The 25,542-nt window shown below is 50.7% G+C and carries 18 protein-coding genes; 12 read left to right on the top strand and 6 right to left on the bottom strand.

Features of this window, described 5'->3' with window-relative positions:
* Positions 1 to 207 precede the first annotated feature (207 nt).
* From VK958_RS00630 to hemE, 3 genes are all read left to right on the top strand, one after another.
* On the top strand, positions 208 to 4,857 hold the full coding sequence (locus tag VK958_RS00630; protein ID WP_325238348.1) for a glutamate synthase-related protein: 4,650 nt from the start codon (positions 208 to 210) through the stop codon (positions 4,855 to 4,857).
* 87 nt (positions 4,858 to 4,944) lie between these two features.
* A complete protein-coding gene (locus tag VK958_RS00625) occupies positions 4,945 to 6,372 on the top strand; it encodes a glutamate synthase subunit beta (RefSeq protein WP_325238323.1) in 1,428 nt (475 codons plus the stop codon).
* 202 nt (positions 6,373 to 6,574) lie between these two features.
* Positions 6,575 to 7,639 (top strand): uroporphyrinogen decarboxylase, encoded by a 1,065-nt coding sequence (gene hemE / locus VK958_RS00620; protein WP_325238322.1) that lies wholly within the window; start codon positions 6,575 to 6,577, stop codon positions 7,637 to 7,639.
* Between the two features lie 71 nt (positions 7,640 to 7,710).
* Here the strand turns inward: hemE and VK958_RS00615 are convergent, their stop codons facing one another.
* Complete coding sequence (locus tag VK958_RS00615; protein WP_325238321.1) at positions 7,711 to 8,307, bottom strand: cytochrome b; 597 nt, start codon at positions 8,305 to 8,307, stop codon at positions 7,711 to 7,713.
* A 91-nt stretch (positions 8,308 to 8,398) separates the two neighbouring features.
* Here VK958_RS00615 and VK958_RS00610 point away from each other — a divergent pair, with 91 nt between their 5' ends.
* The 4 genes from VK958_RS00610 (at position 8,399) to VK958_RS00595 (ending at position 13,785) form a co-directional block, all read left to right on the top strand.
* Positions 8,399 to 9,328: a quinoprotein relay system zinc metallohydrolase 2 gene (locus VK958_RS00610; protein ID WP_325238320.1), complete on the top strand. Its 930-nt coding sequence runs from the start codon at positions 8,399 to 8,401 to the stop codon at positions 9,326 to 9,328.
* 274 nt (positions 9,329 to 9,602) lie between these two features.
* Positions 9,603 to 11,309, top strand: a complete 1,707-nt coding sequence (gene cptA, locus VK958_RS00605) for a phosphoethanolamine transferase CptA (protein WP_325238319.1) — start codon at positions 9,603 to 9,605, stop codon at positions 11,307 to 11,309.
* Positions 11,279 to 12,004: a phosphatase PAP2 family protein gene (locus VK958_RS00600; RefSeq protein WP_325238318.1), complete on the top strand. Its 726-nt coding sequence runs from the start codon at positions 11,279 to 11,281 to the stop codon at positions 12,002 to 12,004. Before cptA ends, VK958_RS00600 begins: the two co-directional genes overlap by 31 nt.
* Entirely contained in the window at positions 12,001 to 13,785 is a 1,785-nt protein-coding gene (locus VK958_RS00595; RefSeq protein WP_325238317.1) for a phosphoethanolamine transferase, read from the top strand. The genes VK958_RS00600 and VK958_RS00595 overlap by 4 nt, the downstream gene beginning before the upstream one ends.
* Here the strand turns inward: VK958_RS00595 and VK958_RS00590 are convergent.
* Together VK958_RS00590 and VK958_RS00585 are read right to left on the bottom strand one after the other, a co-directional pair.
* Positions 13,759 to 14,247 (bottom strand): hypothetical protein, encoded by a 489-nt coding sequence (locus tag VK958_RS00590; RefSeq protein ID WP_325238316.1) that lies wholly within the window; start codon positions 14,245 to 14,247, stop codon positions 13,759 to 13,761. The genes VK958_RS00595 and VK958_RS00590 overlap by 27 nt on opposite strands.
* A complete protein-coding gene (locus VK958_RS00585; RefSeq protein ID WP_325238315.1) occupies positions 14,247 to 15,269 on the bottom strand; it encodes a hypothetical protein in 1,023 nt (340 codons plus the stop codon). The genes VK958_RS00590 and VK958_RS00585 overlap by 1 nt, the downstream gene beginning before the upstream one ends.
* A gap of 60 nt (positions 15,270 to 15,329) precedes the next feature.
* On the opposite strand from VK958_RS00585, the gene VK958_RS00580 reads away from it, so the two are divergent.
* Both VK958_RS00580 and VK958_RS00575 read left to right on the top strand, forming a co-directional pair.
* Positions 15,330 to 16,982 (top strand): sensor histidine kinase, encoded by a 1,653-nt coding sequence (locus VK958_RS00580; protein ID WP_325238314.1) that lies wholly within the window; start codon positions 15,330 to 15,332, stop codon positions 16,980 to 16,982.
* A 12-nt stretch (positions 16,983 to 16,994) separates the two neighbouring features.
* Positions 16,995 to 18,356 carry a sigma-54-dependent transcriptional regulator gene (locus VK958_RS00575; RefSeq protein WP_325238313.1) on the top strand — a complete coding sequence of 454 codons (1,362 nt, stop codon included), beginning with the start codon at positions 16,995 to 16,997 and terminating at the stop codon, positions 18,354 to 18,356.
* 50 nt (positions 18,357 to 18,406) lie between these two features.
* Here the strand turns inward: VK958_RS00575 and VK958_RS00570 are convergent, their stop codons facing one another.
* From VK958_RS00570 to VK958_RS00560, 3 genes are all read right to left on the bottom strand, one after another.
* Entirely contained in the window at positions 18,407 to 19,177 is a 771-nt protein-coding gene (locus VK958_RS00570) for a DODA-type extradiol aromatic ring-opening family dioxygenase (RefSeq protein ID WP_325238312.1), read from the bottom strand.
* Between the two features lie 19 nt (positions 19,178 to 19,196).
* Positions 19,197 to 19,586, bottom strand: a complete 390-nt coding sequence (locus tag VK958_RS00565; protein ID WP_325238311.1) for a DoxX family protein — start codon at positions 19,584 to 19,586, stop codon at positions 19,197 to 19,199.
* A 325-nt stretch (positions 19,587 to 19,911) separates the two neighbouring features.
* The gene (locus tag VK958_RS00560; RefSeq protein ID WP_325238310.1) at positions 19,912 to 20,316 is read right to left on the bottom strand and encodes a DoxX family protein; all 405 of its coding nucleotides are present in this window, start codon (positions 20,314 to 20,316) and stop codon (positions 19,912 to 19,914) included.
* 249 nt (positions 20,317 to 20,565) lie between these two features.
* On the opposite strand from VK958_RS00560, the gene VK958_RS00555 reads away from it, so the two are divergent.
* From VK958_RS00555 to VK958_RS00545, 3 genes are read left to right on the top strand one after another with little or no spacing between them, the layout of a single operon-like run.
* Positions 20,566 to 21,201, top strand: a complete 636-nt coding sequence (locus VK958_RS00555) for a TetR/AcrR family transcriptional regulator (protein ID WP_325238309.1) — start codon at positions 20,566 to 20,568, stop codon at positions 21,199 to 21,201.
* Positions 21,194 to 22,273 carry an efflux RND transporter periplasmic adaptor subunit gene (locus VK958_RS00550; protein WP_325238308.1) on the top strand — a complete coding sequence of 360 codons (1,080 nt, stop codon included), beginning with the start codon at positions 21,194 to 21,196 and terminating at the stop codon, positions 22,271 to 22,273. Before VK958_RS00555 ends, VK958_RS00550 begins: the two co-directional genes overlap by 8 nt.
* The gene (locus VK958_RS00545; RefSeq protein ID WP_325238307.1) at positions 22,274 to 25,465 is read left to right on the top strand and encodes an efflux RND transporter permease subunit; all 3,192 of its coding nucleotides are present in this window, start codon (positions 22,274 to 22,276) and stop codon (positions 25,463 to 25,465) included.
* Positions 25,466 to 25,542 lie beyond the last annotated feature (77 nt).

The raw sequence follows: 25,542 nt of genomic DNA, 5'->3' as shown, positions 1-25,542 counted from the left end.
TAATTTTGGATACTTGGCTGGATTTTCACCCACAACATTAAACAAATGAAAATCATTCTCAACTGCGAATTAAAAATACATGCATGCGTTATTTAACGCAGGCTAAACGATTGAAATTGCTAAACTTTAACGGTATCATTGAAGGTTCCTCCAAATGTTTTGTAAGTGAAGAATCTGGCAATGGATATGCAGCCCGACAACAACCTGATGAGTGTTTCTCAAGATTCCGCAACCACCCTGGATCGCCAGCTCGGTTTAGCCCCGCAATCGCAGGGTTTATATGACAGACGTCATGAGAAAGATAGCTGTGGTGTGGGCTTTGTTGCCCACATTAAAGGCCAAAAGAGTCATGACATTGTTGCCAAAGGCTTGCAACTCCTTGACAACCTGACCCACCGCGGGGCAACGGGCTACGACCCGAAACTGGGTGATGGCGCTGGTCTGTTGATGCAAATGCCAGATACTTTTATGCGTGAGGAAGCCACCAAACTGGGCATGACTCTGCCGGCGGCTGGCCAATACGCAGTGGGTCAAGCCTTCTTGCCACAAAATGCAGCTAATCGTGCTAAATGCGAAGCCATTTTTGCGCAGATTATTGCAGAAGAAAACCAGACACTCTTAGGCTGGCGCGATGTGCCAGTCGATAACAGCAATATTGCTGATGCAGCGCGTGCTGTTGAGCCAGCCATGCGTCAGGTATTTATTGCCAGCACAGTGGCTGACAACAATGCTTTTGAGCGTAAATGTTTTGTGATCCGTAAACGTATCGAGCACGCGATTCGCGCACTTGCCTTACAGGATAACGCTCAGTTCTACATGCCTTCTTTCTCTTCGCGCACGATTGTCTACAAAGGCATGTTGCTGGCGAATGAGGTAGGCGTCTACTACAAAGACCTGAAAGACGCTCGCGTTGTGTCAGCATTGGCGCTGGTGCACCAACGTTTCTCCACTAACACTTTCCCGGCCTGGGACCTAGCGCATCCATTCAGAATGATTGCGCACAATGGCGAAATCAATACCGTGCAAGGCAACGTCAACTGGATGACTGCCCGTCATGAAACGATTAAATCTGTAGTACTGGGTGAAGACCTGGAAAAACTGTGGCCTCTGATTGTTGAAGGCCAGTCTGATTCAGCCTGCTTCGACAACTGTCTTGAATTGCTGGTTGCCGGTGGTTACAGCCTGCCACACGCGATGATGATGCTGATTCCGGAAGCCTGGAACAACAATCCACTGATGGACGAAGACCGTCGTGCATTCTACGAATACCATGCGGCCATTATGGAACCATGGGATGGGCCGGCCGCAGTTGCGTTTACCGACGGCAAAATGATTGGTGCGACATTAGACCGTAACGGCCTGCGTCCAGCGCGTTACCTGGTGACTGAAGATGACATCGTAATGATGGCATCTGAAATGGGCGTGATCACTTTCCCGCAAGAAAAAATCGTCAAGAAATGGCGTCTGCAGCCTGGAAAAATGTTGTTGATCGACATGGAACAAGGCCGCATCATCGATGACGAAGAAGTCAAAAAAGAGCTGGCACAAGCTAAACCTTACCGCCAGTGGATTGAGCAAACCCGTTTCCACGTGGCTGAATTGCCTGATGTTGGTTCCGGTGAAGTCGCATTGCAGGCAAGCCTGTTAGATACACAACAAGCATTTGGGTACTCACAGGAAGACCTCAAGTTTGTTCTGCAACCGATGCTGGACAACGGTGAAGAAGGCGCTGGCTCCATGGGTAACGACGCGGCTTTGCCAGTGTTATCCAATAAGGCAAAAACCCTGTACAACTACTTCAAACAGTTGTTTGCACAGGTCACCAACCCGCCAATTGACCCGATTCGTGAAGAACTGGTGATGTCACTGGTCACCTTTATTGGTCCTAAACCTAACCTGCTGGCTGTGGATGAAACCAACCCGCCATTGCGTCTGGAAGGTAGCCAGCCCGTATTGAGTTTAGATGGCCTGGAAAAACTCAAGCAAATTGATACTTTAACCAAAGGCCAGTTCAGATCTATCGTCTTGGACCTGACTTACGATGTAGCCTTGGGTAAAGATGGCATGAAACAGGCGCTGGACACGCTGCATGACCAGGCTGAAAAAGCGGTGCATGATGGTTACAACATATTGATCCTGTCAGACCGCACGGTATCAGCTACGCGTGTTGCGATTCCTGCCTTGCTGGCCTGTTCTGCAACCCATGAGTTTTTGGTGAAAGCAGGGTTACGTACCAGCACTGGCCTGGTGATTGATACCGGCTCTGCACGTGAAGTGCATCACTTTGCCTTATTAGCCGGTTACGGTGCTGAAGCAGTATGCCCATGGCTGGTGTATGAAACCATGAAGAGCATGACTGGCGATGTAGAAAAAGCTGGCAAGAACTTTGTGAAAGCAGTGGGCAAAGGCTTGTATAAAGTCATGTCCAAAATGGGTATTTCTACCTATCAGTCTTACTGCGGCGCGCAGATTTTTGAAGCGATTGGCTTGAACAGCCAGTTTGTGAATGATTACTTCACCGGCACAGTCAGCCAGATCGAAGGTATAGGCCTGGAGCAAGTGGCTGAAGAAACCATGCGTATGCATGATCAGGCATTCGGCAATGACCCCACCTTATCCAACGCACTCGAAGCTGGTGGCGAATATGCCTTCCGCGTGCGTGGTGAAGAGCACTTGTGGACACCGCAATCCATCAGCAAATTGCAAAGTGCCACCCGTACCGGCCAATATGATACTTATAAAGAATACGCAGCGCTGATCAACGATCAAAGCCGCCGTCATATGACATTGCGTGGCTTGTTTGAAATCAAACCGGCTGCGGCAGCCATTCCACTGGACCAGGTTGAATCTGCGAAAGAGATCGTTAAACGCTTCGCCACCGGAGCAATGTCACTGGGCTCTATCTCTACAGAAGCACACGCGACTTTAGCGGTGGCGATGAACCGCATTGGCGGCAAATCCAATACTGGCGAAGGTGGGGAAGACGTTAAGCGCTTTATCCCGGTGCAAACCGATTCCAGCATTGCCAAAGTACTGGGCAGCGAACTGGTTGAAGCCGATGTGCCGCTTAAAGCTGGCGACTCCATGCGCTCACGCATCAAACAAGTGGCTTCCGGCCGCTTTGGTGTGACTGCTGAATACCTGAGTAGTGCTGACCAGATCCAGATCAAGATGGCACAAGGTGCCAAGCCTGGTGAGGGCGGCCAATTACCTGGCCATAAAGTTTCGCCATATATCGCGAAACTGCGCTTCTCCGTGCCGGGCGTGGGTTTGATCTCACCACCACCGCACCATGATATTTACTCGATTGAAGACCTGGCGCAGCTGATTCACGATCTCAAAAATGCCAATCCACAAGCCTCTATCTCGGTGAAACTGGTGTCTGAAACCGGGATTGGTACCGTTGCCGCAGGTGTGGCAAAAGCCAAATCTGACCATATCGTGGTTGCCGGTCATGACGGTGGTACTGGTGCATCACCATTATCCTCAGTTAAACATGCAGGCACGCCTTGGGAGCTGGGCCTGGCTGAAACACAGCAGACGCTGGTATTGAACCAGTTGCGTGGCCGTATTGTGTTACAAGTCGATGGCCAGATGAAAACTGGCCGTGACGTGTTGATTGGTGCCTTGCTGGGTGCGGATGAGTTTGGTTTTGCCACCGCGCCACTGGTGGTTGAAGGCTGTATCATGATGCGCAAGTGTCATTTGAACACCTGCCCGGTCGGTGTGGCGACACAAGACCCTGAATTGCGCAAGAAATTCACCGGCCAGCCAGAACACGTGGTGAACTACTTCTTCTTTGTAGCTGAAGAATTGCGTGAGTTGATGGCGAGCATTGGTATCGCCAGATTTGAAGACCTGATTGGTCGTGCGGACTTACTGGATATGAAAGCCGGTATCGAGCACTGGAAAATCAATGGCCTGGACTTCAGCAAGATTTTCCATCTGCCGGACATGCCAGCCAGCGTATCACGCAAAAATAATGATATTCAAGACCATGGTATTGCCAAAGCGCTGGATAACCAACTGATTGCCTTATCGCAAGCGGCCCTGGAAAAAGGTGAAAAAGTCACCCTGGACCTGCCGATCATGAATACCAACCGTACTGCCGGTACCATGCTGTCGCATGAGGTAGCGCGCCGCTACGGTAATGATGGCTTGCCACATGACACCATCCACGTTAACTTTACTGGTACGTCAGGCCAGAGCTTTGCAGCCTTCCTGGCTAAAGGTATCACCTTTGAGTTGACTGGTGAAGGCAATGACTACGTTGGTAAAGGCCTGTGCGGTGGTCGCATCATTATCAAACCACCAACCACCTTCCGTGGCCTGTCTTACGAGAACATCATTGTTGGTAACACTGTGATGTACGGTGCAACCACCGGTGAAAGCTTTTTGAGTGGTGTGGCTGGCGAACGTTTCGGTGTACGTAACTCAGGTGCGACTGCGGTGATTGAAGGCGTAGGCAACCACGGTTGTGAATACATGACCGGCGGTACTGTGGTGGTGCTGGGTCAAACCGGCCAGAACTTTGCTGCGGGTATGAGCGGCGGTATTGCTTATATTTATGATGTCGATGGCCAATTCTCCAAGCGCTGCAATATGAGCATGGTGTCATTGGAAAAAGTAGAAGCTGCTGAAGCCGATGTCGGTAAAGTGCAGCATATGGGTCAGCCTGATGAAGTGATTCTGAAAGGCTTGATCGAGCAGCATGCAGCATTGACCGGCAGTCCACGTGCCAAAGATATCCTGGCTGACTGGCCAGCTGAACGCGCAAAATTCGTCAAGGTGTTCCCGAACGAATATAAACGCGTGCTAACAGAAATGGCTGCGGCCTCGGCCAAACAAGCGGCTTAATAGTTGTTGTTATTGAATGCCCCGCGTCTGCGCGGGGTCTTGTTAAGGTTGTGCCTGACCGGCGCAATAGGGAAGAGATAATTTCACATGGGTAAAGTCACAGGTTTTATGGAGTTTGACCGACTGGCAGAAGACAATCTACCGGTTCCGCAACGCGTCAAAAACTACAAAGAGTTTGTTCTGCATTTGACAGACGACCAGGCCAAACAACAAGGTGCACGCTGCATGGACTGCGGCATCCCGTTCTGTACTACCGGCTGTCCGATCAATAACATTATTCCTGACTGGAATGACCTGGTATATCACCAGGACTGGCGCAATGCGATTGATGTGCTGCATTCCACCAATAATTTCCCGGATTTTACCGGCCGTATCTGCCCTGCACCATGTGAGGCTGCTTGTACGCTAAACATCAATAATGACCCGGTAGGCATTAAATCGATTGAACATGCGATTATCGACAAAGCCTGGGAGAATGGCTGGGTTACCCCGGAAATCAATCCGAATAAAACAGGCAAGAGTATCGCGATTGTCGGCTCTGGCCCTGCGGGCCTGGCGGCAGCACAGCAACTGGCCCGTGCCGGTCACAGCGTCACCGTATACGAAAAAAATGACCGCATCGGTGGCTTATTACGTTATGGCATTCCTGACTTTAAACTGGACAAATCCGGCATTGACCGTCGTATCACCCAGATGGAAGCCGAAGGCGTGACCTTCAAGGTGAATCAATACGTAGGCGAAAATGTCAGCGCCGCTGATCTGGAGCGCGATTACGACGCTGTCATATTGGCTGGTGGTGCAGAGCTACCTCGTGACCTGCCAGTGACTGGCCGTGAGCTGGATGGCGTGCATTTCGCCATGGATTTCCTGACCCCTAACAATAAAATGGTGGCAGGTGACCATGTGCCTGACCAGATCAAAGCGACTGGCAAACACGTGGTTGTCATCGGTGGCGGTGATACCGGTTCCGACTGTGTCGGCACATCCAATCGCCATGGCGCAGCCAGCGTTACGCAATTCGAATTAATGCCGCAACCACCGGAAAAAGAAAACAAACTCATGGTGTGGCCAAACTGGCCGCTCAAAATGCGTACTTCCAGCTCTCACGAAGAAGGCGCTAACCGCGACTGGTCTATCACTACCAAAGCACTGATAGGCGAAAACGGCAAACTGACCGCACTTAAAGGCGCTCGCGTAGAGTGGAAAGACGGCAAAATGATCGAGGTGCCAGGCACTGAATTCACGATCAAGGCTGACCTGGTATTTTTGGCGATGGGCTTTGTTTCCCCTATCCAGAAGGTGCTGGATGCTTTCGGCGTAGAAAAAGATAACCGCGGCAATGCCAAAGCTACTACAGATGGCGAAGGTTGCTACAAAACCAGTAAAGATAAAGTATTTGCTGCTGGTGACATTCGCCGCGGCCAATCATTGGTAGTATGGGCTATACGCGAAGGCCGCCAGTGTGCGCGCGAAGTGGATGCTTTCCTGATGGGAAGCTCAACCCTGCCTCGTTAATCGCTGACAAAAATCACTCAACGCCGATGGGTCGATCTCATCGGCGTTTTTATTTGTGCTAACGCAAAAAAACAGCATTCTTTCCGGTGAAAAATGACTGTGCACTTTATAATGCTATTTTGATTTTTTGACGATCAAATCACTCGCTATTCAGACTTAAAAGATTGGTGAGTTTAATTTGAATCAGGACCCTGTGATCCCTATGAGCCAACTGCAAAACGATACTTTTTTACGCGCACTCATGCGCCAGCCAACTGAATATACCCCAGTGTGGATGATGCGCCAGGCCGGACGCTACCTGCCTGAGTACCGTGAAAGCCGCAAAACAGCAGGCAGCTTTATGCAGTTGTGCCAAAGCCCTTCATTTGCTACTGAAGTCACCCTGCAACCGCTGGATAGGTATCCACAACTGGATGCAGCCATTTTATTCAGTGACATCCTGACCGTACCGGATGCCATGGGGTTGGGGCTGTATTTTGAGGAAGGTGAAGGTCCTAAGTTTGAGCGCACCTTGCAGGCCGAAGCCGATATCCTCAAGCTTGAAATTCCGGATATGTCCAAGTTGCAATATGTGTTTGATGCCGTAAGCAGCATCCGCAAGGCACTCAATGGCCGCGTGCCGCTGATCGGATTTTCCGGCAGCCCGTGGACACTGGCGACTTATATGGTCGAAGGCAAAGGTGGTACGGACTTTTTGAATACCAAGAAAATGGGGTATGCCAGGCCGGAACTGTTGCACCGGATTCTGGAAATCACCGCACAAACGGTGATCCAGTACCTGAATGCCCAGATTGCGGCTGGCGCACAGGCTGTGATGATTTTTGACTCATGGGGCGGCGCACTTTCGCACAATGCCTACACAGAATTTTCACTCAACTATATGCAGAAGATTGTCGATGGCCTGACGAAAACCGCAGAAGGCCGACAAGTACCTTGTATAGTATTCACCAAAGGCGGCGGCTTGTGGCTTGAAGCCCAGGCAGCCATTGGTGCAGATGCCCTTGGCCTGGACTGGAGCATGGATGTGGGCAACGCCCGCCAGCGTGTGGGTGATAAAGTCGCATTACAGGGCAATATGGATCCGGCGATTTTATTGAGCTCACCGGTAGCGATTGAAAAAGAAGTGGCTAGCATCCTGGCCAGTTATGGTCATGGGCATGGACATGTATTCAACCTGGGCCACGGCATTACGCAGTGGACCCCGCCCGAGCATGCAGCCTGTATGCTGGAAACCGTGCGCAAGCTTAGCCCGCAATATCATCAATAAAATGCTGAATTAAAAAACAATCTAAAAAAATCCCGCTACACAATGAGCGGGATTTTTTTATGAGGTAAAGATTACTTGAGTGTCATACGCGACAACGTTTTATCCTTATCAATAAAGTAATGCTTGAGTGCGCCGACGATATGCAGGGCAATCACCGCCAGCAGGATAGTCGCAAACAACTCATGCGAGTCTTTGAAAATATCCCGCAGATCCGCATTATCCAGGCCACCAAAAACCTCCAGCCCGAACCACTTCAATCCATATTTACTATACAGCGTCATTAACACGCCACTCAACGGCATCGCCACCATCAACACATACAGAAAATGATGGGCAGCAGTCGCTAATTTGCGTTCAAAAGTAGGATAGCTACTCAGCATAGCAGGCGGCGTATGGCTTACACGCCAGAACAGGCGGAATACCACCAACCACAGCAAAGTAAAGCCTAGCGATTTGTGCAAATTGAAATACAGGGTGCGCGCACTGCCCGGCTCATCCATCTGCCAGGTGTAGATGCCCCAGCCAAATAAATCGAATTGCGTTTCTTTGGGGCCATCTTTCGGCAGCCCGGTCATATACCACCCCAGTGCAAACATCCCGGCGATGGCCAATGCAATCAGCCAATGCAAAATAACAGCAACTTTGGTATATCGTTGCGTAGAACTCATGTCTTCTCCTTGAAATCCCCTGTGACCACTGTCACTTTGTCATCATGAATGTATTGATTATGATGTATGAAACATTCATGGGTGAATCAGCATGTTATCAAAAATCAAGCCACTATGTGTCGGTGTTTCATTCGGGGTTGTAACGTTTTGTAGCCATGTGTGGGCAGATACATTTGAATTGAAAAAAGTAGCCGAGGGTATTTATGTGCACCATGGCCAGCATCAGGATATTGATGACGGTTACAAAGGTGATATCTGTAACCTGGGGGTGATCATTGGCAGCGACGCCATCGCGGTGATTGACAGCGGTGGCAGCAAACATACCGGCGAGCAATTACTGCAGGCTATCCGCACTATCAGCAAATTACCAGTACGTTACGTGATCAACACCCACGTGCATCCTGACCATACTTACGGCAATGCGGCTTTCCAGGGTGAATCAGTACATTTTGTCGGTCATGAAAAACTGGCCAACGCCATGTTGCTGCGCAAAGAGCAATACGAAAAATTAAATGCTTCCCTATTGGGCGATGCAGGCAAAGCCAGCACCACCGTTCCCCCTGATACCGCTGTGCATGACCAGTTATCGTTAGAGTTAGGTGACCGCGTACTGCAGCTACAGTCGCAAACCGTGGCGCATACGCATACCGACCTGACCGTGCTGGATGTAAAAACCAATACGCTGTTTACCGGCGACCTGGTGTTTGCACAACGCACGCCAGTTGTAGAAGGCGACATCAAAGGGCTGATTGCTGCATTGGAAAAAATCAACAAAAGCCAATATGCGCTGATTGTGCCCGGCCACGGGCTGGAAAGCGCAGACCAGAAAACCATCATCGGTGATGAATTGCGTTACCTGAACCTGTTGCTGGCAGACGTACGTACCAGCATCAAAAAAGGGGTCAGCATGGAACAGACGATGGACACCGCAGCGGAATCCGAACGCAAAAAATGGGTATTGTTTGATATTGCCAACCGCCGCAATGTGAATGTGATTTACCCGCAGCTCGAATGGGAATAAATGCCACGTGTTAAAGCGCTTTTAACGCATTGAACTTTGACTTTTCAAGCCTCTGAAAACTCTGCAAATTTTGCAGAGTTTTTAGTTTTTGGATTATGCAATTTCTGCAATCTTTGCATAATTTCAGAAATAAACATTCATTCAAATACCAGCCTAAGACAAATAAACCCTATTAATTTCAATTAGTTAATGATTAACTTCTTTTATCAGATCACTGTGGCATAACGCTTGCAAAGACATCCCGGTATTCATCAAAAATAATCAGGGAAGTCTAGTGAAGCATCCATTCTTACGCGCCTATGGCCTGTTTCTCCTGTTGGGCGGTTTAACACAATTACTGCTTTGGCTGTTTGGGGCCGCATCGCTGGAAGGTTTTAAAGATGCGGTGATCGTTTCCACACTGTGGTTGATTCCGCTTTGGTGGCAACCACAACGATTGCGCCTGTGGAGCGCAGCGATTGCCGTATTTATCGGTCTATCTGCCTTACCTGGCATCGCCTACTTTTTGATTTACCGCCAAGAGCTCACCCAGAGCTTGATGATGATTCTGTTTGAATCCAACAAAAGCGAGTCTCAGGAATATCTGCACAATTATTTTTCATGGTGGATTTTGCTGATATTGCTGGCCTGCATATTTATCCCCGCGTTGTACTGGCGCACATTAAAACCTGCGCAGCTTTCAAAATCACGCGCGGCAGTTTATACATTGATGACGGTATTGATCGCGTTTTCATCCCCGTTAAAGCATGCCCTCAACAATCAGTGGGTATACGCATACAAAAGCTTTAACAAGCACTTTAGTGGCGTGCCTCCTTATCAATTGGCCTTGGGTTACCTGAATTACCAGCAGCAGCTGGAGGAAGTCAACCAGACCTTGCTGACCATGAATAAAATCCCGCCGCTGGCGCGGTTATCAGAACAAGCCAAGCCGGGGCCAACCACGGTGGTGCTGGTGATTGGCGAGTCTACCTCGCGCCTGCATATGGGCTTGTATGGGTATGGTCGTGATACCAACCCGGAACTGGGCAAAATCAGGCATGAACTGACGGTGTTCGACAATGTGTACTCCCCTCGTCCAAACACCATTGAAAGCCTGCAACAAGTGCTCACATTTGCCGACCAGAAACATCCGGACGATTACAAAACCAAACCATCACTGGTAGCGATGATGAAACAGGCGGGGTATCACACCACCTGGATCACTAACCAGCAAACACTGACCGGACGTAACACCATGCTGACGACGTTTGCCAAGCAGGCCGACAAACAATACTTCCTGAATAACGAGCGCAGGCAGAATGCTTACAGCTTCGATGAAAAGGTCTTGGCACCGTTTGCTGAAAGTCTGAACGACCCGCATCCAAAGAAACTGATCATCGTACATCTGTTAGGCACCCATATGAAGTACAGCTACCGCTACCCGGAAAGCTTTGATGTATTTAAAACGGCCCAGGGCTTACCGGCAGCCGGGCTGGATGAAGAAAAAACCGCATTGATCAACAGTTATGACAATGCTGTCCGCTACAACGACTGGATCATGGCCCAGCTTATTTCGACCCTGAAAGTCAAACAGCAACATAGCTTGCTCATGTATTTCTCTGACCATGGTGAAGATGTGTATGACACGGCACCGCACAATTTTCAGGGGCGTAACGAAGCCGCGCCTACACTGCCGATGTACAGCATCCCACTGATTATCTGGCACTCGGACAACTGGTTTAATGCCAAGAAATTGCTGGCGAATGCAGATACGCATATGCAATACGACAATTCGGATTTGATCCACACCCTGGCCGACCTGGTCGGGCTGTCATTCAATGGTTTCCGCCCGGATGAGAGTATCGTCAACGCACAATTCATGCCGGACAGCATCCTGGTCGGTGACCCCTATATCGGCAAATTGCAGACCCTGCCTGGCACGCAGCACTTCCCTGAAAGCGAGGTCGCGTTATGGAACGCTGGCTTGCCTACAAGCGACTAGCCTGGCTATGGCTATTGCTGGGCATGTGTGCCCTGGGCATTTTCGCCATGGCAAATTACACGCAAGTAGATTTAATGCTGGCGGACCGGATGTTCGATTTCAACAGTGGCCAATTCACTTATCAACATGCGTTTTTCTTTGATACGGTCATGCATCGCTATGCCAGGGACTTGCTGCTGGGCGTTTGGCTGGTGCTATTGGTGTTTGCCCTGCTGCCTGGTGGCTTGCGACCCAGCGGCTTTTCTTCATCACAGCAATACCGTTTACGCTGGGTAGCCGCGCTGGCCGTGATGCATAGCGGGCTGGTGTCATGGTTAAAACATCGGATGCCGCATGCCTGCCCATGGGACATCACCCGCTACGGTGGCACTTCTGACTGGTTTCCTGCGTTTGCTGCACATGGCCCACAGATGGCCGGCCATTGCTTTCCGGCAGGGCACGCCAGCAGTGGATTATGGTTATCCGCCCTGTGTTTATGCTGGTTACCGCAGCATCCGCGTAAAGCTTTGGTGATAGCACTTGCCGGACTGGCTGTGGGCTTTGTGCTCGGCTGGTGCCAGCAGATACGCGGGGCACATTTTCTTTCTCACACACTGACATCGGTTTGGCTGATGTGCGCCTTGCTGTTGTGCGTGTTGTCATTTTTTAACAGTGGTTACGCGAGTGACCTTTATTCCAAAAGCCGTTACGCATGAAAAAACTTTCCCCGTTAGTGATAATGCGCCATCTATTCACGCCACAAATACTGTTGATCTGGGGCGTCACGCTATGGCTCATGGCATTTGATAACTCTGCACTGGTTTCACACCTGACCCAGCTCTACCCACCAGGAGGCGGACAAAGCGGCTTGCTGGCCAGTTTGCTGTTATTTTTTACACTGGTCACCGCTGTATGGCTCATGCTGATCAGCCATGGCCGCAGTGCGCGCTGGCTATTGGCACTGGTGGTATTCAGCAGTGCCTTTGCAGGGTTCTATATGCAGGAGTTCGGCATCATTATTGACACAGTGATGTTAGACAATCTATTACAGACCGACCGCAAAGAAGCGGCTGGACTTTTTTCGTGGGAGATGGTCGCATTTGTGAGCGTGATCGGCGTGTTACCGGCTTTGTGGTTGTTGTTTAAAGCACCGCAAACATGGTTTCAACGCGATCGCCTGCATATTCGAGCCTTGCATATTGGTTGGCTACTGGTGGTAATGGTCACGTGCGTCTGGCCTTACTCTGCCGGATACGCCAGTTTTATTCGCGAACATAAACTGGCCCGTATGTATGCCAATCCGAGCTTTATGCATTACTCAATGATCAAATGGGCCAATCAGCAAATGAGTATTCCGGAGAGTCATGCGCTTGAGCAAGTAGCCATGGACACGCAAAAAATAGGCAATAGCCCCAAACACGAACTTGTGATCATGGTGGTGGGTGAAACCGCACGTTATGATCGCTTTTCACTGAACGGTTACCATAAGTTGACTAACCCGCGCCTGCAACAGGAGAACGTGGTGAGCTTTAAGCAGGTGACTTCATGCGGCACGTCCACCGGCGTATCGGTACCATGCATGTTCTCGGTACTGGGCAGGCAACAATATTCCGCAAAAAAAGCCAGGCATATGGAAAATGCGCTGGATGTATTGAAAGAACATAATGTCAGCGTGTTATGGAGGGATAATAATTCGGATTCAAAAGGCGTGGCCACGCGTATGGCTTATGAAGATTTCCAAACACCGACGCATAACAGCGCCTGTGATACAGAATGCCGGGATGTAGGGATGCTAAAGGGCCTGGACCAGTATATTCAGTCCCATCAGACACAGGACATCATGATCGTATTACACCAGATGGGCAATCATGGTCCGGAATATTATCGCCGCTACCCGAAAGCCTTTGAAAAATTCACCCCGGTCTGCAGCAGTAGTGATTTATCCAAATGCAGCCAGCAGGAAATTGATAATGCTTATGACAACGCGATTTTATATACCGATTACTTTTTGAGTGAAGTGATTCAGTTACTGAAGAAATATGACAATAGCCATGAAACGGCGATGTTGTATGTGGCGGATCATGGGGAGTCGTTGGGTGAGCATGGCCTGTATTTGCATGCAGCCCCCTACATGATTGCCCCCAAAGAGCAAACACATGTACCGGCTATTTTATGGCTGGGCAAGCAGTTTGATTACTCCATCAGCCAGGTTCAGCCCTACCAGAACTACCCACTTAGCCATGATGACTTGTTTTGCACATTGCTGACTGCTTATGAGCTGAAATCAGAGTCCTGTCATTCACATTACAATTGGTTGATGGCAAACCCGGTGGTGCGTGCAGAACTTAACTTGCCACCGCTGCCATCGCAGCTGGAAACACCTCTTGTGCTGCCTGCTGTTGTCAGTCATGAGCAACGGCCACCACTCAATCAACAGGCAGAAAGTGTGAAGACCATGCACAATGCCGCTTTACGGCGAAGTAGTACTGCATCGTAAATTGGGCGGGTCACTCAGGATTTTATTGGATGCCACCCATATCACCGGCCGCACCCGGTCGTCTACCTTACACGCATCGATATAACCGATCGCGCTTTCGGTATAAGCCACATAGCGGATCATGGCCTCTTGTGATTCCACGGTATATGGCGGTTGAATACCATGGAAATAAAGCTCATTCCAGTAACCTACCTGCGACCTGGGGCTACTGTGCAATACCTGCTGTGAAAAACGCAGGCGTAAAGGGTGATCGCTGGATAAATTAGCCGGATGTAACGGTTTACCATGGTTGTCATACAGCTTTTTGCGCCAGTAAACAGACGCAACATCATTGGCAGCGACAGGCACGCTGTAAGCAGCCTGGGCTGACACAATGACGGCAATCACCGGCTCATCCGCCATGCTTAACGCAGGCATCAAGCCTGTGGCCAGTATCCAGAAACTGAGCAAACAGAAACGCATCAGTACATCATCGCAAATGAAGTGGTGAATCCGCGCGGTATATCCTCATATTCTCCATTACCGCCCACGACTTCAAATTTCAGCAACTGATTTGGTTTAAGTCTTTTGGTCACGCCCACAATCCAGCGCTCGGCGTTGGGAGTATTAGGTTGATGCAAATTTTCCAGCCGTGTGATCCAGTACCAGTCGTTCTTGATTAAATAGGCACTTTGCAGGTATGCGCCACTGCCACCGCCCTGGCCATGATCTATCTTGCGGGTATAGGCTTCACCGCTCAGTTCCCAGCGATTAAATTCAAGCAGGAAGTCAATGCCGAGAATCTTGTATTTAGGCCCAAAGGATTGTTCTTCGCGGTAAGTGGCGTAATTCAGGCCTATGGTATTCAGGCCGGCATTTTCATCGGTGAAATTAAATACATTATTGATGGCAATCCGCCCGCCGCGCATATCTTTGTATTGCGTTTCGCCGCGGCTTTCCGGTTGTGCATTCATGGTAGCACTGTAAATCTGGTAATCCAGCGAGCGCTCCTGAAACGGTACCGTACCAAAAAACTGTATGCCGCTGGTAAACGTGGGGAATAGTTCGGTAGTCGCTACCGGACGGCTGGCTGTCCACACCAGCGGCGAAGCATGCAACTGGTTCCAGCGGCCTAAGGGGGTCAGGAAACGTCCAAGCCGCACGTTGGCACGCTCAGTCAGGTTCACGTCAAAATACAGGCGCTCAGGATTGATATAAACATCTCTGAAATCCAGCCCTTGCCTGTGTGTATAGCTAGCAACATCTTCCAGGTCCAGCTCACCGAAAAACTTGACTCGGGTGTTTTTATCCCACGTCACGATCATGGCCAGCTCGTTCCAGTTTAACCTGGTGGATTCTGTGCGGGGGACATTAAGGTCAACGCTGGTATAGCCCCCCAAACGGAAGCCATCCCAGAAGGACGACTCTTCTTCCGCCAGTAGTGGCTTGCACATCATGCACAGGCTGATTACACTGACCGCGCAACGCAGTAATAACGTAAACATAGACACTTTCTGATTAAGCAATGCAACGCCTATAATTGAGACCGTATTTTCTCATACTCCATGCCTAAACAAGCACCTTTAACCATCCGAAAAATGCTGTTAATCGCATTTTTGCTGGCAGGCTTATTACCTGCACTATTGGTCAGCACGTTAAGTTTTTATCAAGCGCGCACAGCGTTGCGCACCGAAATCAAACATGACCTGCAAACGACAGGAAAAGCAGTGGGGGAACACATAGACCGCGTGTTGTTCGAGCGTGTACAAAACGTGCGCAGCTGGAGCCAGCTAGCCATCATGCAAGACATGCAAATTGGCGATATTGATAAGCGCTTGTCCGTATTTCTCGAAGAAACCCGTTTGAGTTATGCCGCACAATATATTGCGATCGACGTGATAGACCTGCAGTCAACCATCGTTGCATCCAGTGATCCGTATCACATCAACCAGCGGTTAAGCAGCCCGCCGGTATGGTTTTCGTTTAAAGAAGATGACCAGCCGATCACAATCTATCATCTGCAAAATGAAAGATTGATGATTTCCACCCCGATTTACTCTGACCTGACCCTGCAGCCCTTAGGTCACCTGATTGCCACGTTTAACTGGTCTGTGATCCAGGACTTGCTGAATAATGCCGCACAGCACGCCACCGAACTTGCTTTGGTAGATGAGCATGAGCGCCTGCTGGCACAATCCAAAAACTGGTCCCAGCCACGCTATAACTTGCATACACACATTCCCATACAGAGCTCACTGCCTATCTATGGCTGGGAAGTAAAGCTGAATAAAGAACATGATGTGGCAGTCGCCCCCGTGCACAGGCTAGGGATTATTTTTATTATCCTGTTGATTGTGATCCTGTTTTTCTCGTTGATCCTGGTCAGGCCGATTGCCAGGCGCATCACCGAACCATTGGATGATTTGCTGCGTTTTGTAAAAAAACTCCGGCAGCCTGATGTGGTGTCTCCACCGCTTAGCGGTCCGGTAGAGGTTCAAGCACTCCACCAGACATTTAACAAAATGGCGGCTGATTTGGCTGAGTCAGAACAACAGTTGACCCGTGCAGCCAAGTTGGCCGTGGTTGGCGAAATGGCGGCTGCCATGAGCCACGAAGTACGCACGCCTCTGGGCATCATGCGCTCTTCTGCAGACGTCTTAAAACGCGAACCCGAACTCAGTGAAGATGGCCGTGAAGTATTGGGTTTCATCATTTCCGAGACCGAGCGACTGGACAAACTGGTCACAACACTGATTGATTCGGCCCGGCCGCGCCTGCCAAGCAAAACGCCACTCGAACTGCAATCTCACTTGCAGCATGTATGCGATATGCTGCAAAAGCAGGCGCAGGCTAAACACATCCAGCTTTCATTAAACGCGACTGAACCCGTCATCACTCACGTTGATCAGGACCAGATGACCCAGGTGATGGTTAACCTGATGATGAACGCCATCCAGATTTTGCCCGAGCATGGCCAGGTCATGGTCTCGCTTTTTCATGACCAGCAGTATGCTTATATCTCTGTGGCAGATAACGGCCCAGGCGTGCCACAAGCGCAGCAAACACATTTATTTGAAGCCTTTTTTACCCAGCGCGCTGGCGGCGTGGGCTTGGGCCTGGCGGTGGTCAAACAAATCATTGAAGGGCACGGTGGTACAATCACCTACAGCGCCAGCCCCTCGCAAGGCGCGCAATTTAACATAGCACTTCCGTTTTAGCCGGAATAAGACATGTCAGCCCCAATCACTATTTTAGCTGTCGATGATGAACCGAATATGCGGCGCCTGCTGGAAATCAGCTTGCGCCAGGCCGGATATCGCGCCTTGTCGGCAGGCAATGGCCGCGAAGCACTGGAGATTATCCAGCAGCAACAAATTAACCTGGTGGTAAGCGATTTACATATGCCGGGCATGAATGGCCTGCAGTTGCTGGATGCGTTACGTAAAGAGCATGAGCATCTGCCCTTGATTATGGTCACGGCACAAGGTGAAATCAAAACCGCTGTGGAGGCAATGAAACTTGGTGCCAGCGATTACATTTTGCGCCCATTTGAGCTTGAGACGCTGGAAGTCGCCATTGATAAAGCCCTGACCCTCAAACGTATCAAGCAGGAAAACAGTTTTTTTAAAGAAACACAGCAGCCAAATATTAATGGTCTGGTCGGTAACAGCCAGGCCATGCAATCACTTAAGCATATGATTCAGCAGGCCGCGCCGGAAAAAGCTACGGTATTTATAGTCGGTGAAACCGGCACTGGTAAAGAACTGGTAGCTAAGGCTTTACATGAAGCCTCTCCACGCAATGCTGCTTTGTTTGTCGCCATCAACTGTGCTGCCATCCCGGCGGATATTCTTGAATCCGAATTGTTCGGGCATGAGAAAGGCGCCTTCACTGGCGCGATGAAAGAACGCATAGGCAAATTTGAACTGGCCAATGGCGGTACGCTGTTTCTGGATGAAATCACCGAAATGCCGATTCAGTTGCAGTCAAAATTACTGCGTGTATTGCAGGAAAACGTCGTGGAAAAGCTGGGGGGTAACCGGCAGATTCCCCTGGATGTGCGGGTAGTTGCCGCGACTAACCGGGACCCGATTCAGGCCGTCAAGGAAGGCAAGCTGCGCGAAGATCTGTATTACCGCTTGAACGTGTTGCAATTACAGATTCCACCCCTGCGCGAACGCAGTGATGATATCGACTTGCTGGCTGAGTTTTTCCTGGATAAGCGCCATTGCAAGCTCAGCGAAAGCGCACGGCTTTGCCTGCAACATTACGCCTGGCCTGGCAATGTACGGGAGCTGGAAAATATCCTGGAACGTGCCGCGATTCTGGCGGGCAACCAGACCATCCAGCCGCAACATTTGCCAACGGATATTGCAAGAAATATTACCGACCTGGAACCATCGTCTGTGGAAGCCACTCCCGCTGCCGAAACAAATATGCTTTCGATTCCCCGCACCACAGAAGCGATGGAAAGGCGATTGATCTCACAAGCGCTAGAGGCTTGTCAGGGCAATAAAACCAAAGCTGCCAAGCTGTTAGAGATCAGTGAGCGATCACTCTGGAATAAACTTAACCAATATGGCTTTCGTTAAGGTTTACTTTTAGATAGGCTTTTAGATAGTGTTGCAGCCTGTTGCATCAGTCAGGCTTCCCACACATAAGCATCCATGGCCAGAATGCCGTAAGTGGTTTCCGGGGTGAACCTTTTCGGTATGCCCGGCGCACTGCCCGCCGCCACAAACAAAGGCATCAAATGATCTTCACTGGGATGGGCCTGCAGGCCTGCCGTATTTTCAGTGCGGTAATTCAACAATGTTTGCGCCTGCTCAGTTGCCAGTTGCCCCGCAACCCAATCGGCAAAAGCATTGACATATGCCAATGGCGCAGCATCGCGATTGCCGGTGAAAAAATCTGACAGATTATGCGTGATCGCTCCTGAAGCCAGGATCAATACATTCTCAGCGTGCAAAGACTGCAGCGCCTGCCCCAATGCGTACTGTGCTGCCGGCGTACTACGGCTTTGTATCGATAGTTGGGTGACCGGAATATCAGCCGCGGGATACATCAGCGACATCGGCACCCAGGCGCCATGGTCTAATCCGCGATCAGCATGCGTTTGCACAGGAATATCGTGCGCCTGCAATAATTCAACCACCTTTTTAGCGAGTCCCGGCGCACCCGGCGCCAGGTAATTGATGGCATACATAGCCTCCGGGAACCCGGAAAAATCATGAATAGTCACCGGACGCGCTGCCAGGCTGACGGTAGGTACGCGCGTATCCCAATGGGCGGAGATGACCAGGATAGCATCCGGCCTTGGCAAGGAAGCCGCCAGGCTTGCCAGCATGTTGCCGGTTTCCCCTGGCTCCAGCACTAATGTCGGCGCGCCATGCGATACAAACAAGGTCGTCATTTAATCATCAACGCGCTCATTAACGGCGACGATTATCCAGGCTGTAAGCCCCCGCGCCGAATGCCACTACCAGCAGTAAACCACCCACAATGGTCAGGTTTTTCAGGAACATGATCTGTTGCATCTGGTCTGCCAGGTTGAAATGAAACAGGAAAGCCGTCGCAAGCGTAAATAATGCAATGCCAGCCGCGGCCCAGCGTGCCTTGAAACCTACCAGCAAAGCCACACCCAAAACCAGCTCTACGAATAACGCGATGGCATACGCTACCTCTGGCAACGGTGCGCCTACGCTCTGGATATACCCAATGGTGCCAGCCGGATTGGTAGCCTTGCCGATACCGCTAATAATAAAAATGTGTGATAACAGCACGCGTCCTAACACACTGACTGCAGATTGAAATGAATTCATTTTTTACTCCTCCTGTTGTATGGCATGGTTACCGGTCTTTTAAATACTTTTTGCCCTGTCTTTTCAACTTTAACTTGAGCTTCCCGCTTCACTCGAGAGCACCATGTTTAAATGACAGGTAATGCTATCACTGAATGTTTTTGTAATGCGTTAAAACTTGTCTGCGAAAGGTTAACAAACGGACGACTTGCAGAAGTAGCCGTGGAATACCGCATGCACTCATCGGGGATTAATGCCCTTGTATCCTCATAATCAGTCACCGCCCATACACTCATTGGTCACTCGCGGAAATGGCTTGGATCAGGCGAACCCTGATCCGACACCTTTATTCGACCACGGTGAACCGTTTGCCATGATCGACGCTATAACCACCCGGTCCAAAAGCGATCACGACCAGCAACCCGCCAATGATGGTGGTGTTTTTGAGGAACATGACCACTTGCACGGGATCAGCCATATTGCTGTGAAACATCAGCGCGGTAATAAAGGTAAAGATCGCAATCCCGGCCGCCGCCAGTTGCGCTTTGAAACCTACCAGCAAAGCCACACCGAGGCCCAGCTCAACAATTAATGCGACCACATAAGCGACTTGCGGTAATGGCAAGTGAGCACTCTCGATGTAGGCAATCGTGCCTGCCGGGTCCAGCAGTTTCGCAATCCCGCTAATAATAAAAATCAATGATAACAATACACGTCCCAGAAAACTGACCCACCGTTGCCGCACATTCATACGCTTCGCTCCTAATCGTTATTGGACTCGCAATCCGCGCGCTTTCTACGTGCACGCTACGGACATCGGTATGATGCATGCCGGTGACAGGCGGGCATTGTTACCACTCAGTGACTCAGCCCATCTGACTACCGGTGTATCACATTTGTTACTCTGCACGATTCTTGGCTGAAATGCCAGCATGATTTGACTTTAATATTTAACGATGTTAAGTTAACGTCGTTAACAATAAATTCCGCCCCCAGATTCATGCCACCTAAACTAAAAACCGATGCTGAAAAACTGGCTATCCGCACCGTCATCATTGATGCGGCGCGTGACTTGTTTATTCATCAAGGGGTAGATGCAGTGACCATGCGCGGCGTGGCTAACAAGATCGGCTATTCAGCTACCAGCATCTACCTTTATTTCAGCGACAAGGAACAATTACTGCGTGCAGTGGTGGATGCCGATGCCCTTAAACTGGCGCAGGCGCTGCACTCGACTTTAATCATCAGCGATCCGCTGGAACGGTTTCTACAGTTCGCCCAGCATTATGTGCAGTTTGCACTGGCTAACCCCAATCATTACCGGATGATGTTCATGACGCAACATCCTTGCGACCCGGCCTTATCAAGCATTGAGCAACATAATCCTGAACAGGACGGCTATGCCCAGTTGATAGGTGTGGCTACCAGCGCTTGTGCGGCCGGCATATTTAAAGATGAATTTAACCACCCGGTGCTCCTGGCACAAACCGTATGGGCAGCCATGCACGGGTTGTGTGCATTGCAGATCAACATGGCCGATGATGCCTGGATTGATTGGCAGCCAATCGAAGCCCGCATCGATTTCATGATGCGGATGTGTTTACAAGGATTGTTGAAAGTCACTCCACATGAATAACGCTTTTTTATTGACGCTATGCTTCACCCTGCTACTCGGCGCCTGCCACAAGGAAACCCAGGAAGTTGCGGCACCTCGCCCGGTATGGGTGATGAAGGTCGGTACTACAGGTAGTCATGCAAGTGGCAGCTACACCGGCGAAGTTCGCTCACGGTACGAATCCAGCATCGGCTTCCGCATTGCCGGCAAGATCACCTCTCGTGAAGTCAATGTCGGTGACTTGGTAAAGAAAGGCCAGCTGATCGCCCGCCTTGACCCGAATGACACCCGGCTCAATGCACAGGCCGCCAATGCCGAAGTGCAGACCGCACAGGCCAACCTGGCGCTAGCCAAGTCAGAACTGGCGCGTCGCGAACAACTTTACCAAAAACAGTTTATTTCCAAATCCGCACTGGAAAGCTACGAAACACAAGTCAAAACCTCACAGGCTCGCCTGGCCCAGGCGCAATCGCAAGCGGCCGTCAGCCAGCACCAAACGGCCTACGCGCAATTACTCGCTGATCGTGCCGGCGCGGTCGGCATGATCCAGGCAGAACCAGGGCAAGTGGTTGCCGCCGGGCAAACCGTTGCGCAGATATACGATTTGCAAACCCTGGAAATCCAGATTTCCGTCCCGGAAACCACTATAGACACACTGAAAATCGGGGATGCGGCAGAGGTCAGGCTGAATGAATCAGCCCAAACGTATAGCGGGCGTATCCGCGAAATCTCGCCGGCGGCTAACAGCCAGACACATGCCTTTGACCTGCGTATCCAGCTAATCAATATCGACCAGCGCATCAAGCTTGGGATGACGGCAAACGTGACCTTTTCACAGCCGGATACAGCACAAAGGATGTTCGCCCCTGCCACAGCCGTCACGCAACATGGTCAACAAACCGCAGTCTGGGTCATCGATCACCAACAGCAGGTGCATTTGCGCCCGGTGACGACCGGCCCGCTCAACGAACAAGGCATAGAAATCACTTCCGGCCTGCAAGCCGGTGAAACCATCGCCACCATAGGCGTGCACACATTGACCGAAGGCATGCAGGTAAAAGCGGTGACGCCCGGACCTGAGGTGTTACGCTAAATGACTGCACCGAATATGCCGCCTGAGCAACAGCACCAAGCTGAAGAACACCAGCACTTCAACCTCTCGACCTGGGCACTCAAAAACCAGGCGCTGGTGTTGTATTTTATTATCCTGACGCTGATTGGTGGTGTGCTGGCTTATACCCACCTGGGTCAATCTGAAGACCCGCCATTCACTTTCAAGGTCATGCTGATCCGTGGCAGCTGGCCGGGTGCGTCAGCCCAGGAGGTCGAACAGCAAGTCACTGACCGGATAGAGAAAAAACTGCAGGAGATTCCATCTATCGATTACACCAGCAGCTATTCCAGGCCTGGTGAATCGGTGGTGTTTATTGTGATCCGGGATAATACTTTCTCAGAGAAAATTCCCGAGTTGTGGTACCAAATACGAAAAAAAATAGGGGATATCCGCCACACTTTCCCCAGTGACCTGCAAAGTCTCACATTCAACGATGAGTTCAGCGATGTGTACGGCACCATGTACGCGATGACGGCCGATGGCCTGAATCCGCAGCAACTGAAACGGCAGGCTGAATGGGTACGCGCACGCCTGCTTAAACTACCAGATGTGGAAAAAGTCGATCTGTTCGGTGAACAGCCACAGAAAATCATCATTGAGATTTCCAACCAGAAACTGACTTCGCTGGGCATCAGCCCGGCGCAATTAGCGCAAATGCTGCAACAGCAAAATGCGGTGACTGGTTCAGGCACTTTTGATGCAGGCCCTGAGCGCATCAGGATCAATGTGAGTGGTCGCTTGCAAACGCTGGAAGACTTACGGAGTTTCCCCATCCGCGCAGGCAACCAAAACCTCACCTTAGGCGAGATTGCAACGATTAAACGCGGCTATGCCGATCCGCCCGCGCAACGCATCCACTTTAACGGCCATGCTGCCTTACTGATTGGCGTCAGTATGCAACAAGGCGGCGATGTCATCGCCTTGGGCAAAGCATTGCAGCAAACCATCACCAGCGTGCAAACACAGTTACCGGTGGGTGTGCAGTTACAACTGGTCACGTCGCAACCGGACATTGTCCAGCACTCGGTTCAAGACTTTGTACACTCCCTGACAGAAGCACTCATCATCGTTCTGGCTGTCAGTCTGCTCTCGCTCGGCTGGCGGACCGGCATTGTGGTCGCCGTCGCAATCCCAATCGTGCTCGCTGGCACTTTCCTGCTGATGGACTGGTTCGACATCGGCCTGCATAAGATCTCGCTGGGCGCCCTGATCCTGGCATTGGGGCTGTTAGTGGATGACGCCATTATTGCGGTGGAGATGATGGCCTCAAAAATGGAACAAGGCTGGGAAAGGATGCAGGCCGCTTCATTCGCATTCACCTCCACGGCCATGCCGATGTTGACCGGCACGCTGGTCACTGTGGCTGGTTTTTTGCCGATTGCCACTGCCGTTTCCTCAACCGGTGAATATACCCGCTCCATCTTTCAGGTTTCTGCCATTGCGCTGAGTTTGTCCTGGGTGGCTGCCGTCATCGTGGTGCCGTTTTTAGGCTATCACCTGTTACCGAATGCTGCGCAACCAACCCATTCACCAAACGGACTGATACAAAAATTTAGACATTTTTTAGGCTTGAAAGAACGTGCTGAAAGCGAAGCAAGCGCTCACCATCACTCCATCTATGAAACAAAATTTTACCAGCGCCTGCAAGGCGTCGTCAGCTGGTGCGTGATGCACAAAGGCATGGTCATTATCGCCACCATTATCCTGTTTGTGCTTTCCATGCTCAGCTTTGGCAAAGTACAACAACAGTTTTTCCCTGATTCTACCCGGCTTGAAATCGTGGTGGATCTGCGCCTGGCAGAAAATGCCAGCGACCAGTCTACCGATGCGGCCGTGAAAAAATTCGAGCAGTGGTTGCAGCAATGGCAACATACCCACGCGCCATTACAGAATGTAGTGTCCTATGTCGGTTCCGGTGCGCCACGTTATTATTTGCCATTGGATGTGCAACTGCCACATCGTGCATTTGCGCAGCTGGTGATCTTGTGTAAGGACTTGCAACAACGCGAAGCTTTACGTAACGACCTGCTGACATTGTTTGAAAGCGACTTCCCGCAGTTACGCGCGTCCATCCTGCGGCTGGAAAATGGTCCGCCGGTCGGGTTTCCGGTGCAATACCGTGTCGATGGCCAGAACTTGCAGGCGATCAGGGAGGTGGCACACAAGATCGCCGATGTCATGCGTGCCAATCCACACCTGCGTAATGTGCAACTGGGCTGGGAAGAGCCCAGTAAGGTCATTCATGTAGACATAGACCAGCACAAAGCCAGGCTGTTAGGTGTCAGTTCGCCTGATATCGCGCAACTGCTGAATACCCAGTATTACGAGCAGGTGGTCAGCGAGTTCAGGGAAGGCAATGAACGCATAGACCTCGTCATGCGCAGCCCTGAAGAGGATCACAAAAAACTCTCGCAGCTGGCGCAACTCACGGTATTAAGTCAACGCGGCGAGCGGGTACCATTGGCACAGGTCGCCGATATCCATGACGGTTTTGAAGAAGGCGTCATCTGGCGGCGTAACCGCGTACCATCACTGACAGTACGTGCCCACTTACGCGGCAATACGCAGGCACCCGTGGTTTCCACACAAATTACGCAAGCGATTCAGCCGTTATTGCAAACATTGCCTGCTGGCGTGACTGTAGAAACAGGCGGGGCGATTGAAGAGTCTGCCAAAGGCGCGACATCGGTCGCCAAAGGCGTGCCCTTATTTTTTGCCGCAGTGTTTACTTTATTGATGTTGCAGTTACGGAGTATATCGAATGTGTTGCTAGTGGTATTGACCGCACCATTGGGCATGATAGGCATCACATTCGCCTTGCTGCTGTTCAATATGCCGTTCGGGTTTGTGGCCATGCTTGGCAGCATTGCACTTTCGGGCATGATCATGCGTAACTCGGTGATCCTGGTCGACCAGATCAAGCAGGATATCGCTGAGGGCGCTTCGCTGGAACAAGCCGTCATACAGTCCACCGTACGCCGTTTCCGGCCTATCGTACTCACCGCCGCCGCCGCGATCCTGGCCATGATCCCGCTGACGCGTAGTGTATTTTTCGGTCCGATGGCGGTAGCGATCATGGGGGGGCTGGCAGTTGCAACGGTACTGACCATATTATTTGTGCCTGCCCTGTATACCTTCTGGGCCGGATTGACTTCCAAAGCCTCGAAATGACAAAGAATCAATGGGTACAATAAACTATAATAGCGAGAGAAAACAGGCATTCAATGCAGGACGGGATCAAAGGCAAT

Origin of the sequence: Methylophilus sp., from assembly GCF_035460085.1 — a bacterium.
GTDB lineage: Bacteria > Pseudomonadota > Gammaproteobacteria > Burkholderiales > Methylophilaceae > Methylophilus.
Note: the sequence above shows the minus strand (reverse complement) of the source record. Positions and strands in the feature narration are given on the sequence as shown.

Coding starts and splice junctions, on each gene's coding strand:
- VK958_RS00630 (WP_325238348.1), top strand. CDS start 208: ATGAGTGTTTCTCAAGATTCCGCAACCACCCTGGATCGCCAGCTCGGT.
- VK958_RS00550 (WP_325238308.1), top strand. CDS start 21,194: ATGAATAACGCTTTTTTATTGACGCTATGCTTCACCCTGCTACTCGGC.
- VK958_RS00560 (WP_325238310.1), bottom strand. CDS start 20,316: ATGAATGTGCGGCAACGGTGGGTCAGTTTTCTGGGACGTGTATTGTTA.
- VK958_RS00565 (WP_325238311.1), bottom strand. CDS start 19,586: ATGAATTCATTTCAATCTGCAGTCAGTGTGTTAGGACGCGTGCTGTTA.
- VK958_RS00600 (WP_325238318.1), top strand. CDS start 11,279: ATGGAACGCTGGCTTGCCTACAAGCGACTAGCCTGGCTATGGCTATTG.
- VK958_RS00570 (WP_325238312.1), bottom strand. CDS start 19,177: ATGACGACCTTGTTTGTATCGCATGGCGCGCCGACATTAGTGCTGGAG.
- VK958_RS00625 (WP_325238323.1), top strand. CDS start 4,945: ATGGGTAAAGTCACAGGTTTTATGGAGTTTGACCGACTGGCAGAAGAC.
- VK958_RS00555 (WP_325238309.1), top strand. CDS start 20,566: ATGCCACCTAAACTAAAAACCGATGCTGAAAAACTGGCTATCCGCACC.
- VK958_RS00575 (WP_325238313.1), top strand. CDS start 16,995: ATGTCAGCCCCAATCACTATTTTAGCTGTCGATGATGAACCGAATATG.
- VK958_RS00610 (WP_325238320.1), top strand. CDS start 8,399: ATGTTATCAAAAATCAAGCCACTATGTGTCGGTGTTTCATTCGGGGTT.
- VK958_RS00580 (WP_325238314.1), top strand. CDS start 15,330: ATGCCTAAACAAGCACCTTTAACCATCCGAAAAATGCTGTTAATCGCA.
- VK958_RS00595 (WP_325238317.1), top strand. CDS start 12,001: ATGAAAAAACTTTCCCCGTTAGTGATAATGCGCCATCTATTCACGCCA.
- VK958_RS00590 (WP_325238316.1), bottom strand. CDS start 14,247: ATGCGTTTCTGTTTGCTCAGTTTCTGGATACTGGCCACAGGCTTGATG.
- VK958_RS00585 (WP_325238315.1), bottom strand. CDS start 15,269: ATGTTTACGTTATTACTGCGTTGCGCGGTCAGTGTAATCAGCCTGTGC.
- hemE (WP_325238322.1), top strand. CDS start 6,575: ATGAGCCAACTGCAAAACGATACTTTTTTACGCGCACTCATGCGCCAG.
- VK958_RS00615 (WP_325238321.1), bottom strand. CDS start 8,307: ATGAGTTCTACGCAACGATATACCAAAGTTGCTGTTATTTTGCATTGG.
- VK958_RS00545 (WP_325238307.1), top strand. CDS start 22,274: ATGACTGCACCGAATATGCCGCCTGAGCAACAGCACCAAGCTGAAGAA.